This window comes from Pantoea eucalypti, from assembly GCF_009646115.1.
GTDB classification, from domain to species: domain Bacteria; phylum Pseudomonadota; class Gammaproteobacteria; order Enterobacterales; family Enterobacteriaceae; genus Pantoea; species Pantoea eucalypti.
Genome location: NZ_CP045720.1, coordinates 2,675,737 through 2,688,945 on the forward strand (window position 1 = coordinate 2,675,737; position 13,209 = coordinate 2,688,945).

Sequence of the window (13,209 nt, forward strand, 5' to 3'; positions counted from 1 at the left end):
GGTTCTGCGATGAAAACTGGGTGGGTTTTGCAAACGCTGTCAGAACATTTCTTAACCAAACACGGTATTAATCCTGTCTGATGATTTATCGGCAGTACCCTGCTCCTCGCATACCCAGATGAAAATGTGAGGCATGTGCGGCATTGTAATCCGGGCCGAGCGCATTGCCGAACACCTCACAGCCGCCACGCCACAACGTATGTAACATCGCCGCCTTTTCTTCTGGCTGTTGCCAGTGACGACTGACCTCAAGCCGCTGACCATCAGCCAGCTGAAAGCCTGTGACATCCCACGCATCGGCGGTGGCATGCTCGCTAAGCCGCCCTTGTGTGCGGTGATAGATGTTACGACAGGCATAGCTGCCGACATGCGTAATTCGTACCAGCGGACTGTGCATATCCCTGGCGGTCTGTTCACGACTGTGAAGCGCATACATCGTACTGGCGACCGCCATAGGGCAACTGGCGAGAAAACTGCTGCTGAGGCTGATCGGACCGAATTTCTGGATCCTCAGCGGATGAGTAAGCGGGCATTTACCTGTTACGGCCGGACGCTCAGTGAAACTGACCCAACCCGCCTGTTGAGCACGACGCATCACGTCCAGACATTCGTCCGGATCGCTGGCCAGCCTTTTCATCTTAATCTGCGTCATCCAGCCCGGCGGGTCGGTGACAGAGAGCGGTGTAAACGGATTGAACTGCGGCGGCAGATGCTGCTTAAGCCAGGGTAAGCTGCCCCACCCCAGCGCGATTAACAGCAGAAACAGGATAAGCGTACGCATAGTCCCCTGTGCAGCATGATGATAAGCAAAAAAAAAGTGTAGGGGCAAAAAACCCTTTACGCCGTCTGCCTGACATTACGTGATGAATCATTACTCAGACTGACGCAGTAATAACCAGAATGACCCGCTGCCACCGTCATTGCGCCTGACCGGTATCACATCAGGTAAAAAATTGTTACCGGCTTTGGGGTGACTTCCTCTATCTTATCCGACTTGCCCTCAGGCAGATGCCTTAACTAACAGCCAGCAGAGCTGACACAACATCAAGACAGGAAAGACAATTCTATGGTTGATCAATCTAAAGAAACCGCACGCACCCAGGATGCGCCTGATAAATTACAGCGCAACCTGCACAACCGTCACATCCAGCTAATCGCCATCGGTGGCGCTATCGGCACCGGCCTGTTTATGGGTTCCGGTAAAACCATCAGTCTGGCCGGTCCCTCGATCATTTTTGTCTACATGATTATCGGCTTTATGCTGTTCTTTGTGATGCGCGCCATGGGGGAATTGCTGCTCTCCAACCTTGAGTACAAATCTTTTAGCGATTTTGCGGCTGACCTGCTTGGTCCGTGGGCGGGATATTTTACTGGCTGGACTTACTGGTTTTGTTGGGTGGTGACAGGCATCGCTGACGTGGTGGCCATCAGCGCCTATTTCCAGCTCTGGTTTCCGGGCTTCTCAATCTGGATGAGCGCTCTGCTCTGCGTAGTGGTTTTTCTGGCGCTGAACATTGCCACCGTCAAGCTGTTTGGCGAAATGGAGTTCTGGTTCGCAATCATTAAAATCGTCGCCATTGTGGCGCTGATCGTGACCGGGATTGTGCTGGTGTCTGTTCACTATCCTTCACCGGGTGGCGGCACGGCGGCACTGAGCAACATCTGGGATCACGGCGGGATGTTCCCGAAAGGTCTCAGCGGCTTCTTTGCCGGGTTTCAGATTGCGGTGTTTGCCTTCGTCGGTATTGAACTGGTGGGCACGGCAGCAGCTGAAACCCACGATCCGCATAAAGTCTTACCGCGTGCTATCAATGCGATTCCACTCAGGGTGATCATGTTCTACGTGCTGGCGCTGATGGTCATTATGGCGGTAACGCCGTGGACCCAGGTCATGGCCGATCGCAGTCCGTTTGTTGAGATGTTCGTCCTGATTGGTCTGCCCGCTGCGGCAAGTATCGTCAACTTTGTGGTGCTGACCTCTGCCGCCTCTTCAGCCAACAGCGGTATCTTCTCCACCAGCCGTATGCTCTATGGCCTGTCGCAGCAGGGTGTCGCCAGTCGCGCGTTTGGCCGGCTTTCCGCCCGCGCGGTCCCTACCACGGGTCTGTTTTTCTCCTGCCTCTGCCTGCTGATTGGCGTAGCGTTGATCTATTTGATCCCGGATGTCATGAAGGTCTTTACGCTGGTGACGACCGTCTCCGCCATCCTGTTTATGTTCGTCTGGACCATCATTCTGTGCAGCTACCTGGCCTACCGTAAAAAGCATCCGCAGCGCCATGCGGAGTCGGCCTTTAAGATGCCGCTCGGCAAATTCATGTGCTGGGTTTGCATGGCCTTCTTCGCCTTTGTGCTGGTGCTGCTGACGCTACAGGAAGATACGCGCCAGGCGCTGATGGTTACGCCACTCTGGTTTGCCCTGCTGGGTGTGGGCTGGATGCTGCGTAATCGTCGCAGCCGCTAATCGGTAACAGCATGGAAAAAGCCCGGTCATCTGACCGGGCTTTTTTACAGGCGCTCGCCAAGTGACGAGAAAATGGCGGATAAAGAGGGGCGTTCATAAGGTAAACGCTGTGGCCGTGCATCGGGATGCTGAGGCGAGCCCAGACCAAAGGTGAACGTATAGCTATCGCCTTCGCCCATACGAAGGTCGGCAATTGTCGTCTCTCCATCCTGCTCACGCAGGGCGTAAAAACCGTGGCTGAACCAGGCGACACGTTCTGCATACCAGCTGCCCCGAAAAGCGTCAAACAGCTCAGGATGCCGCGGATACCATGTCACCTGCAGGGGACGCGACGGCGAGAGCAGTGACCAGTAAGCTTCGCCGTAGCGTTCCGGCGTCATAATCACGCTGCGCCAGACCAGCGTATTAAACGCAGTGGGCGTTACCAGCACGTGATTAGCCGCAATCCCCTGTGTCGTCAGCGACGCCCGAATTTGCCAGCCTGCCACGCCCTGAATCACCACGCTCCAGACCAGATACAGTGTACTCAGCGTCAGTCCGACACGGTTACCGCGGATGCCTTTGTCACCGCGACGCCAGAGCGCAACGCCCAGCCCTGTCAGCAGTGCAAATGTATAAAGGGGATCAACGATATAAATACTGCCGATGGCATAGGGATAATCGGTGAGTGGCAGACCAAGCTGGGTACCATAAACCGTCATCAAATCAAGCAGCGGATGGGTAATCAGAGCCAGCCAGATCGCAGGCCACCATGCCAGCCACTTCACCCGCTGACGACACAGTGCTGCTACGAGCCAGGCAATCAGTGGCGATGCCAGCGTAAGCCAGAGCAACGCATGCGTTTCTGTGCGATGCAGCGTCATGTTGCGTATCGCATCGCCGTGGTCAATAAACACATCCAGATCGGGTAAGGTGCCGCAGACACCGCCCACCAGCGCGGCCTGCCAGATCGGCGCCCGTCGTCCCATCACGGCAACACTGACTGAGGCACCCAGTACGAACTGCGAAACAGAATCCATTAATTCACTCCGTTACCGAACGATGAATGTGTCCCCATCTAGCGTACGCGAATTCCTTCAATGATCATGCGCTGAACATTATCAACAGCCTGGTCGAAAAACGCCGGATCGCTGAGTGTCTGACCGGTGACAGCCTCAACCTGGGTAGCAAAATCGGCGTAATGCTGTGTGGTGGCCCACAGCATAAAGATCAGATGCTGCGGCTGAACGCCTGCCAGCCGTCCCTCATCAATCCAGCGTTCAATAATGGCCGCCTTGTCATCCACCAGTTGCTTGAGATCGCCCGCCAGCTCACCTTTCAGCAGCGGTGCGCCCTGCAGCATCTCCAGACAGAACAGCCGCGAAGCCTGAGGATGATCGCGCGACACTTCCAGCTTCAGCCGGATGTAGCGCCGAATAGCGACGAGCGGATCCTGATCGTGGGCCAGGGCACGCAACGGCGCCAGCCAGACATCCAGAATCTGCTTAAGCACCGCCACATAAAGCACTTCTTTTGAGGGAAAATAGTAGAGCAGATTGGTTTTAGAGACATCGGCCAGCTCAGCCACCTTATCAAGGCTGGTGCCGTGAATGCCAAACTGTGAAAAGAATGTTAACGCCGCTTCCAGTATAGCGGCCCGCTTCGCTGCAACCGCACGCGATCGACGCGTTGGTTTTTTTTCATCGGTATTCACAGGTTTACCTCATCCATCTGGTGTCAGCGCATCATAGCAAAGGGATTCATTGCTGCCCAATCCACGACCTGCACCTTTTTTGCCCAGGTTGCATGTAAAACGTGCAGCGAATTTTGACCAGATGGTCCGAAATGGACCAGTGACTCCACTTACCTCTTTCGGGTTAAATTTAACTCATTGTTATTTAAAACAATAAAAAATGTGGCACACAGTTTGCAGAATTGTGACTGAGCGCAGCCCACAAGGACGTAGCAGGATGCAGTGCAGCGCGTGAAATACCTTTCCCCCATCGCAACGAGGTTTCACATGAAGATAGGCGTCTTTATTCCGATTGGTAACAATGGCTGGCTGATTTCATCCAATGCGCCGCAGTACATGCCAACGTTTGAACTGAACAAAGCCATTGTGCTGAAAGCAGAGCATTACCATTTCGACTTTGCGCTCTCGATGATCAAACTGCGCGGCTTTGGCGGTAAAACAGAATTCTGGGATCATAACCTGGAGTCATTCACGCTGATGGCAGGCCTGGCTGCTGTCACGTCACGTATTGAGATCTATGCCACTGCGGCCACCCTGACGCTGCCTCCGGCCATTGTGGCGCGCATGGCGTCCACCATTGATTCCATTTCAGGCGGTCGTTTCGGTGTCAACCTGGTAACCGGCTGGCAGAAACCAGAATATGAACAAATGGGAATGTGGCCTGGCGATGAGTACTTCGGCAGCCGTTATTCTTATCTGACCGAGTACGTTACCGTGCTGCGTGACCTGTGGGGCACCGGAAAATCGGACTTTAAAGGTGAGTTCTTCACCATGAACGACTGCCGCGTCAGTCCGCAGCCACAGCGCCCGATGAAAGTTATCTGCGCCGGACAGAGCGATGCCGGCATGGCCTTCTCTGCTCAGCACGCCGATTACAACTTCTGCTTCGGCAAAGGTGTGAACACCCCTTCTGCATTCAGCTCGACCTCGATTCGCATGAAGCAGGCCGCTGAAAAAGCGGGTCGCGATGTCGGCTCCTATGTACTGTTTATGATCATTGCTGCCGAAACAGACGAAGAAGCGCGGGCTAAGTGGGAACACTACAAAGCGGGAGCGGATGAAGAGGCGCTTTCATGGCTTACCACCCAGAGTCAGCAGGACACCAAATCGGGCAGTGACACCAATGTACGTCAGATGGCGGATCCGACCTCAGCGGTCAATATCAATATGGGCACCCTGGTCGGTTCATACGCAAACGTAGCGCGGATGCTGGATGAAGTGGCGCAGGTAGAAGGCACGCACGGCGTGCTGCTGACCTTTGATGATTTCCTGGAAGGTATCGAAAACTTCGGTCAGCACATTCAGCCACTGATGACCTGTCGCAGCGCCCTGCTTGATGCACAGCAGGAGGTGGCATGATGAGTACCGTTTATTGCGCCCATACTCAGGCGCTTCATCAGGTCGAACTGCCTGCCCGTCCAGAGCCGATCGCCTTTCCGCCAGGTCAGACAGCACTGATTGTCGTAGATATGCAGAATGCCTACGCCACTGAAGGAGGCTACCTCGATCTGGCCGGATTCGATGTGTCTGCCACGAAACCGGTGATTGCGAAAATTCATCAGGCGGTGACCGCGGCCCGTGCCGCTGGCGTTCAAATCATCTGGTTCCAGAACGGCTGGGACAGTGACTATGTTGAAGCGGGTGATGCCGGTTCCCCTAACTTCCACAAATCGAATGCGCTAAAAACCATGCGCAAACGGCCTGAACTGCAGGGCACGCTGCTGTCGAAGGGCGGCTGGGATTACGCGCTGGTGGATGAGCTGGTGCCGCAGCCGGGTGACATTGTGCTGCCAAAATCGCGCTACAGCGGTTTCTATAACACCTCACTGGACAGCACGCTGCGCAGTCGCGGGATCCGGCATCTGATTTTCACCGGCATCGCCACCAACGTCTGTGTCGAATCGACACTACGCGACGGCTTCTTCCTGGAATATTTCGGTGTGGTGCTGGAAGACGCCACGTACCAGGCGGGTCCGCCCTTTGCACAGCAGGCGGCCCTGTTCAATATCGAAACCTTTTTTGGCTGGGTATCGGATGTCGATACCTTCTGCGAAAGCCTGAATACCCGCTAATCCACTAAAAGGACGTCACTATGCCGAAAAGTATCATTGTTCCGCCAGGCACCACCACACCTATCGCCCCGTTTGTCCCCGGCACGCTGGCGGATGGCGTGGTCTATGTCTCAGGTACGTTGCCGTTTGATGGTGACAACAATGTCGTCCATGTGGGTGACGCCGCCGCGCAGACCCGCCACGTGCTGGACACGATTAAAAAGGTGATTGAGACCGCCGGTGGCAGCATGGCTGATGTGACTTTTAACTCGATCTTCATCACCGACTGGTCGAATTACGCCGCGGTGAATGAGGTTTACGCCGAATACTTCCCGGGTGAAAAACCGGCACGTTTCTGCATTCAGTGCGGACTGGTCAAGCCTGACGCGCTGATTGAAATCGCCAGCGTGGCGCACATCGGCAAACCGGAGGTCTGATGCAGCTGGATTTTCTGGGTCTGCAAAACCCTGAGGCACCGACGCTGGTGCTCTCTTCGGGTCTGGGCGGGGTGGCGGGTTTCTGGCAGCCACAGCTGGCGGCACTGACCGCACGCTATCGGGTCGTGCTCTATGACCAGCGCGGGACCGGTCGCAGCGCGGAGAGTTTACCGGAAGGTTACAGTATGGCGATGATGGCCGCAGAGCTGGCCGAGGCGCTGGCGCAGCACGGCATCCTGCGCTTCAGCCTGATCGGTCACGCGCTGGGCGGTCTGGTGGGGATGCAGCTGGCGCTGGATTATCCGGATCGGATTGAAAGGATCGTGGTAATTAACGGCTGGCTGACACTGCATCCGCATACCCGCCGCTGCTTCCAGGTACGGCAGGATCTGCTGCTCAATGTCGGCGTCGAGGCTTTTGTTCGTGCTCAGCCGCTGTTTCTCTATCCTGCGGAGTGGATGGCAGAGCATCAGACGCGGCTGGAGCAGGAGGATAGCCATCACATCACCCATTTTCAGGGGATGGAAAACCTGATGCGTCGGCTGCACGCCCTGATGAGCGCCGATTTCAGCGTACGGGCCGCCGCCATTCCGCAGCCGGTGCTGGTGATTGCCAGCCAGGACGATCTGCTGGTGCCGTGGAGCTGCTCAACCGAGCTGACCGCGACGCTGCCGAATGCCACTGAACAGATGATGGCCTGGGGCGGCCACGCCATGAGCGTCACCGACCCTGAAAAATTTAATGCCCTGCTGCTGCAGTGGCTGGATCAGACTGATGACGTGCAGCCGCTGCAGCGCGTCGCAGGATAACCCTTTCGCGGAGAACACTATGAGCCTGGAAACCCTTACCCCAGCCGTTGAGAAAACTGAGTTTCGTAATGCGATGTCGCGGCTGGGTGCTGCGGTCAACATCATTACCACTGAAGGACCGGCTGGCCGCGCAGGCTTTACCGCTTCTGCTGTGTGCAGCGTCACTGATTCGCCACCGACGCTGCTGGTCTGCCTGAATCGCTCTGCCTCGGTTTACTCTGTATTCCGCGAAAACATGCAGCTCTGCGTCAACACGCTGGCTGCAGGACACGAAACGCTTTCCAATCTTTTCGGCGGAAAAACGCCAATGGCTGATCGTTTCATTGCGGCTGAGTGGTCAACGGCCGTGACCGGATCGCCGGTACTGAGCGGCGCGGTGGCCTCCTTTGACTGTCGTATCACGCAGATTGTCAGCGTCGGTACGCATGACACGCTGTTCTGTGAAGTCGTGGGCCTGGTTCGTAACGATGATACCCACGGCCTGGCATGGTTTGACCGGGGATATCATCCCCTGATGCGGCAGGATGCCTGTTAACACTTCCCTGTAACCCACCGGCATTCATCACGCTCTGGAGTAGACGATGGCACGATCCTGGTTTCCGCAATGGCAAAAGAAGTCGGCACTAACAGAAAACGGTATTATCGCCCCGGATGAGACACTCCCTCTGGGACAAACGCTGGTGCTGGGTTTACAGCATGCGGTGGCGATGTTTGGCGCAACGGTGCTGATGCCGCTGCTGATGGGGCTGGATCCCAATCTGGCGATTCTGGTCTCGGGTATTGGCACGCTGCTGTTCTTCTTTATTACCGGCGGTCGGGTACCCAGTTATCTTGGGTCAAGCGCCGCCTTTGTTGGCGTGGTGATTGCGGTAACCGGCTTCAGTGGTCAGGGACTGAATCCAAATCTCAGCGTGGCGCTGGGCGGTGTCATCGCCTGTGGCGTTCTTTACACGCTGATTGGGCTGGTGGTAATGAAGTCAGGCACGCGCTGGATCGAAAACCTGATGCCGCCGGTAGTGACAGGCGCGGTGGTGATGGCGATCGGGCTGAATCTGGCTCCAATCGCGGTTCACAGCGTCTCTGCCTCTTCATTCGACAGCTGGGTCGCGGTGATGACCGTGCTCTGTATCGGTCTGGTGGCGGTGTTTACCCACGGGATGATTCAGCGTCTGCTGATTCTGGTCGGCCTGATTCTGGCGTGGGCGATCTATGCGATTCTGACCAACGGTCTCGGACTGGGCAAACCGGTCGATTTTACGATGCTGTCACAGGCTGCCTGGTTTGGCCTGCCGCACACCACCGCACCCACTTTTGATCTGCAGGCGATGGTGCTGATTGCGCCGGTGGCGATCATTCTGGTGGCTGAAAACCTCGGGCATCTGAAAGCGGTGGCGGGCATGACCGGCCGTAACCTCGATCCTTACATGGGACGTGCTTTTGTCGGGGATGGACTGGCCACCATGCTCTCTGGTTCGATCGGCGGAAGTGGCGTGACGACCTATGCCGAGAATATTGGCGTGATGGCCGTGACTAAAGTCTACTCCACGCTGGCATTTGTTGCGGCGGCCATCATCGCTATCCTCGCCGGTTTCTCGCCGAAGTTTGGTGCGCTGATCCACACCATTCCGGCCCCGGTAATTGGCGGCGCATCCATTGTGGTGTTCGGACTGATTGCGGTGGCAGGCGCACGCATCTGGGTGCAGAACCATGTTGATTTAGGTCAGAACAGCAACCTGATTATGGTCGCTACCACGCTGGTTCTTGGTGCAGGGGATTTCGCGCTGAAAATCGGCTCTTTCACACTTGGTGGAATCGGTACCGCCACGTTTGGCGCGATTATCCTGAATGCCATTCTGCGACGCCGCAGTGGGGCATCGCAGGAAAAGCCGCTTGCGCGGCAGCAGGGTTAACTACTCCAGCGGTGTGGCTACAGGCTGCACCGCTTTTTTTCGTTTCAGCCGCAGTTCACTGACGATCACCCCGCAGACGATCAGCGCCCCACCCAGCAACGCCAGAGCAGGCAGACGCTCACCCGCAATACGTCCTACTACACCAGCCCATACTGGCTCTCCGGCATAAATTACCGTGGCACGGGTTGGCGAAACGCTGCGTTGCGCCCAGTTCATGGTGACCTGAATCAGCGCACTGGCCGCACCCAGTCCCAGAGCACTGAGCAGCAGTGGTGTTGATATTGCGGGCACCGTCTCGCCATTGGGGACCATCAAAACAAAGGCAGACACAGACGCCACCGCCAGCTGGATCAACGTCACGCGGCGCACATCGACCTTGCCGGCATAACGACTGATCAGAATGATCTCGGCGGCAATTGCCAGCGTGCTGAGCAGCGTCGCTATTTCACCGGCATTCAGGCTAATACGGCCATCCTGCGGCCCGGCCACCAGCAGTAATCCGGTAAACGCCAGCACAATCCCCAGCCATGACATGATGCCCAGCGGACGGCGTAAAAACAGCCACTGTAGCAACGGCACCACCGGAACATAAAGTGCGGTAAGGAAAGCAGATTGACTGCTGGAGATGGTCTGCATTCCCCAGGTCTGCAGGCCATAGCCACCGGCGATCGACAGGCCTATCAGCGTGCCCGCTTTCACCTCCAGCCAGGTCATGCCCACCAGATACCGCCGGAAAAAAAAGGCCAGCAGTAGCGCGGCGGTGGCAAAACGCAGGCCAACAAAGAAGAATGGACCAGAGTGCTGCATCGCCCGATGCACCACCAGAAAGGTGCCGCCCCAGATCATGGTGATAAAAAGTAATACCAGCTCCTGCCGCGTCAGGCGCAGGGTTAAACCGCGGGGTGTGTCCGACATAATTCACCTGATGATGTGTCCGGACGATATTGTGGGGAGAGCGAGGAGGAAAAGCAACGACGTTCACCGCCGGTAAGCGCCGGCGGTGAACGTCAGGTTATGCGTCCGCTTTTTTAGGGCTGCTGCGTCCCCCTTTCTCACCGGCGCGTGCTGCGCGCTGCGGATCATTTTTAAAATTACCGCCGCTGTTTTTTCCGCCTTTACGTCCCGCTTCAGCGGCACGCTCACGGTTTTCAGCAAAATTTCCTGAACCTCCACGATGTGCTGTCATGATTTGCTCCTTTCGCGTAGTGCGATTAATAAAGAACTAAAAGCAGAAGGCTGAATTCCGAAACCAGCCCATGCTTAAATAATAGCCAGACTCTGCATAAACTCATCCAGCAGTCACATTTCGCAACAGAGTAATCACCAGTAATTTGCTTAAAGAACGAACATTACGCCGGTTTATCACCGATTATCTGCAGGATTATTGCCCGATTCATTCGCCACGATGTCTGTATCGCCTGCGTAAAACAAAAGCTCTTCTATACTTTTTCTGGACGTCAAAACCACCTGGAGAGATTTATGGCCAAGATTCTGGTGCTCTACTACTCGATGTACGGACATATTGAAACAATGGCGAACGCAGTTGCAGAAGGCGCTCGTCGGGTTCCCGGCGCGGAAGTGGATATCCTGCGGGTACCAGAAACAATGGAGGCCGATCGCTTTGCACAGGTGGGCGGCAAAACCAATCAGCAGGCTGCAGAAGCTTCGCCTGAGATGCTGCCGCACTATGACGCAATTATCGTCGGTACCCCGACCCGCTTTGGCAACATGGCCGGGCAGATGCGGACGTTCTGGGATCGCACTGGCGGTCTCTGGGCATCGGGTGCACTGTTTGGCAAGGTTGCCAGTGTCTTTACCTCAACCGGTACTGGCGGCGGTCAGGAACAGACTATTACGTCAGTCTGGACCACTCTGGCCCATCACGGCATGGTCATCGTTCCTATCGGCTACGGAACCAAAGAGCTGTTTGATATTTCTCAGGTTCGTGGTGGCACACCCTATGGTGCGACCACGCTGGCGGGCGGCGATGGCTCGCGTCAGCCTACAGAGGCGGAACTCAATATTGCCCGTTTTCAGGGTGAACATGTTGCCGGACTGACTGTGAAACTGCAGGACTGATTTAATCAAGGAGAAAAGTATGTCTACTGAACAATCGAAAGCACATCACGTTGGCGAATGGGCAAGTTTGCGTCATACCTCCCCTGAAATTGCCGAGGCCATTTTCGAAGTGGCGAATTACGATGAAAGACTGGCAGAAGAGATCTGGCGTCAGCAAGGCAGCGACGATGTGCTCATTCGCGCCTTTGAAAAGACCGATAAAGATCTCCTGACCTGGGATGATAAGCCCGTAGAACGTAAGAACGTCTGATTCAGGGGCGGGAATTTCCCGCCCTCACTTTTTTAGCTCACCAAGGAGTACGTTATGTCTTCCTATCAAAGCATTAATCCCGCAAACAATGAATTGATGAAAAGCTGGCCTTCACATGATGAATCGGCTGTCAGCCATGCGCTGGACGTGGCCGATCGTCTTTTCCACTCGTCATGGAGCAAAGGTGAAATTCAGCCACGTCTGCAGGTATTGAAAAAACTGGCTGACCTGATTGATAGCCGCGCGGAAGAGCTGGCAACCATCGCCAGTAAAGAGATGGGTAAGCTGATTGGTCAGAGTCGTGGCGAAGTGAAAATCTGTTCACAGATTGCCCGCTACTACGCAGAGCATGCCGAACGTATTCTGCAGCCGCAGGCCTATCCCAGCGAGCTGGGCGAGGCCTGGGTTGAGTATCACCCGATTGGCGTGTTAGTTGCCGTCGAGCCGTGGAACTTCCCTTACTATCAGCTGATGCGCGTACTGGCACCTAATCTGGCGCTGGGCAACCCTGTGCTGGCGAAACATGCCAATATTGTGCCGCATTGTGCCGATGTGTTTGAAAAACTGGTTCGTGAAGCGGGTGCGCCTGAAGGGGCCTGGACTAACCTGTTTATATCAAACGAGCAGGTTGCCGATCTGATTGCTGACGATCGCGTGCAGGGTGTTGCCCTGACCGGTTCAGAGCGCGCAGGAAGCGCCGTTGCTGAGCAGGCTGGTAAGTATCTTAAGAAATCGACGCTGGAACTGGGCGGCAATGATGTGTTTGTGGTGCTGGATGATGCGGATCTTGACGAAGCCGTGCGTCAGGGCGTGCAGGCACGTCTCAGCAATTGCGGTCAGGTTTGTACTGCCGCAAAACGCTTTATTTTGCATGAGAAAATTGCCGATCGCTTTATCAGCCAGTTCAGTGCTGCGCTGAGTTCTGCAACGCTGGGCGATCCGCTGGATGAGAAAACCACACTTGGCCCGCTCTCTTCTGCTGATGCACGTGACCGCCTGGTGAAACAGGTCGATGAAGCGGTCGCTAATGGCGCAACACTGGTGACAGGCGGTAAAGCGGCAGAGGGCGCGGGTTGCTTCTATCAGCCAACCATTCTCACTGGCATCACCCCGAATAATCCTGCTTATTATCAGGAGTTCTTCGGTCCTGTGGCACAGGTTTATGTCGTCGGCGACGATAATGCGGCTGTGGCGCTGGCAAACGACTCGCACTACGGTCTGGGTGGCTCAGTCTGGACGCGGGATACGGCTCGCGGTCGTAAACTGGCTTCCGCCATTGAAACCGGGATGGTGTTTATCAACTCACAGAGCGACACCTCAGCGGAACTGCCTTTTGGTGGTGTGAAACGTTCAGGCTATGGCCGTGAACTCTCTGATCTGGGTATCAAAGAGTTTGCTAACCAGAAACTGGTCGTTGTGGCGGGTTAATCGCCCTGCAGCCATAAAAAAACCCCGTTTCGACGGGGTTTTTTATTATGGG

15 protein-coding genes are annotated in these 13,209 nt (G+C 55.6%); 10 read left to right on the forward strand and 5 right to left on the reverse strand.

The genetic code is table 11. From position 1 onward, the window contains the following. Positions 1-85: 85 nt before the first annotated feature. Entirely contained in the window at positions 86-781 is a 696-nt protein-coding gene (locus tag EE896_RS12545; protein ID WP_105099332.1) for an extensin-like domain-containing protein, read from the reverse strand. A 285-nt stretch (positions 782-1,066) separates the two neighbouring features. Between EE896_RS12545 and cycA the strand changes: the two genes are divergently transcribed. Continuing rightward, positions 1,067-2,461 (forward strand): D-serine/D-alanine/glycine transporter, encoded by a 1,395-nt coding sequence (gene cycA, locus EE896_RS12550; RefSeq protein WP_003849989.1) that lies wholly within the window; start codon positions 1,067-1,069, stop codon positions 2,459-2,461. Positions 2,462-2,505: 44 nt separating this feature from the next. On the opposite strand, the gene EE896_RS12555 is transcribed toward cycA, so the two are convergent. Both EE896_RS12555 and rutR read right to left on the reverse strand, forming a co-directional pair. Further along, positions 2,506-3,480 carry a metal-dependent hydrolase gene (locus tag EE896_RS12555; RefSeq protein ID WP_140915862.1) on the reverse strand — a complete coding sequence of 325 codons (975 nt, stop codon included), beginning with the start codon at positions 3,478-3,480 and terminating at the stop codon, positions 2,506-2,508. Between the two features lie 38 nt (positions 3,481-3,518). Further along, the gene (rutR, locus tag EE896_RS12560) at positions 3,519-4,154 is read right to left on the reverse strand and encodes an HTH-type transcriptional regulator RutR (protein ID WP_003849991.1); all 636 of its coding nucleotides are present in this window, start codon (positions 4,152-4,154) and stop codon (positions 3,519-3,521) included. 306 nt (positions 4,155-4,460) lie between these two features. Here rutR and rutA point away from each other — a divergent pair, with 306 nt between their 5' ends. From rutA to rutG, 6 genes are read left to right on the forward strand one after another with little or no spacing between them, the layout of a single operon-like run. After that, complete coding sequence (gene rutA / locus EE896_RS12565; RefSeq protein ID WP_003849992.1) at positions 4,461-5,552, forward strand: pyrimidine utilization protein A; 1,092 nt, start codon at positions 4,461-4,463, stop codon at positions 5,550-5,552. Further along, positions 5,552-6,265: a pyrimidine utilization protein B gene (gene rutB / locus EE896_RS12570; RefSeq protein ID WP_033761869.1), complete on the forward strand. Its 714-nt coding sequence runs from the start codon at positions 5,552-5,554 to the stop codon at positions 6,263-6,265. Before rutA ends, rutB begins: the two co-directional genes overlap by 1 nt. A 20-nt stretch (positions 6,266-6,285) precedes the next feature. Beyond that, entirely contained in the window at positions 6,286-6,681 is a 396-nt protein-coding gene (gene rutC / locus EE896_RS12575; RefSeq protein ID WP_003849994.1) for a pyrimidine utilization protein C, read from the forward strand. Then, positions 6,681-7,490, forward strand: a complete 810-nt coding sequence (rutD, locus tag EE896_RS12580; protein WP_140915861.1) for a pyrimidine utilization protein D — start codon at positions 6,681-6,683, stop codon at positions 7,488-7,490. Before rutC ends, rutD begins: the two co-directional genes overlap by 1 nt. 19 nt (positions 7,491-7,509) lie before the next feature. Next, complete coding sequence (gene rutF / locus EE896_RS12585; protein ID WP_003849996.1) at positions 7,510-8,025, forward strand: NADH-dependent FMN reductase RutF; 516 nt, start codon at positions 7,510-7,512, stop codon at positions 8,023-8,025. Between the two features lie 46 nt (positions 8,026-8,071). Next, positions 8,072-9,400, forward strand: a complete 1,329-nt coding sequence (rutG, locus tag EE896_RS12590) for a pyrimidine utilization transport protein G (protein ID WP_008925887.1) — start codon at positions 8,072-8,074, stop codon at positions 9,398-9,400. Here the strand turns inward: rutG and EE896_RS12595 are convergent, their stop codons facing one another. Both EE896_RS12595 and EE896_RS12600 read right to left on the reverse strand, forming a co-directional pair. Next, the gene (locus EE896_RS12595) at positions 9,401-10,315 is read right to left on the reverse strand and encodes a DMT family transporter (protein WP_140915860.1); all 915 of its coding nucleotides are present in this window, start codon (positions 10,313-10,315) and stop codon (positions 9,401-9,403) included. A gap of 97 nt (positions 10,316-10,412) precedes the next feature. Next, positions 10,413-10,586 carry a con-10 family general stress protein gene (locus EE896_RS12600; protein ID WP_003850002.1) on the reverse strand — a complete coding sequence of 58 codons (174 nt, stop codon included), beginning with the start codon at positions 10,584-10,586 and terminating at the stop codon, positions 10,413-10,415. A gap of 293 nt (positions 10,587-10,879) precedes the next feature. On the opposite strand from EE896_RS12600, the gene wrbA reads away from it, so the two are divergent. Genes wrbA through EE896_RS12615 form a run of 3 tightly spaced genes read left to right on the forward strand, consistent with a single transcriptional unit; the run spans position 10,880 to position 13,157 of the window. After that, a complete protein-coding gene (gene wrbA / locus EE896_RS12605; protein WP_003850004.1) occupies positions 10,880-11,479 on the forward strand; it encodes an NAD(P)H:quinone oxidoreductase in 600 nt (199 codons plus the stop codon). A gap of 19 nt (positions 11,480-11,498) precedes the next feature. Continuing rightward, on the forward strand, positions 11,499-11,729 hold the full coding sequence (locus EE896_RS12610; protein ID WP_003850006.1) for a YccJ family protein: 231 nt from the start codon (positions 11,499-11,501) through the stop codon (positions 11,727-11,729). 54 nt (positions 11,730-11,783) lie between these two features. Further along, positions 11,784-13,157 (forward strand): NAD-dependent succinate-semialdehyde dehydrogenase, encoded by a 1,374-nt coding sequence (locus EE896_RS12615; RefSeq protein WP_140033548.1) that lies wholly within the window; start codon positions 11,784-11,786, stop codon positions 13,155-13,157. Positions 13,158-13,209: the final 52 nt, after the last annotated feature.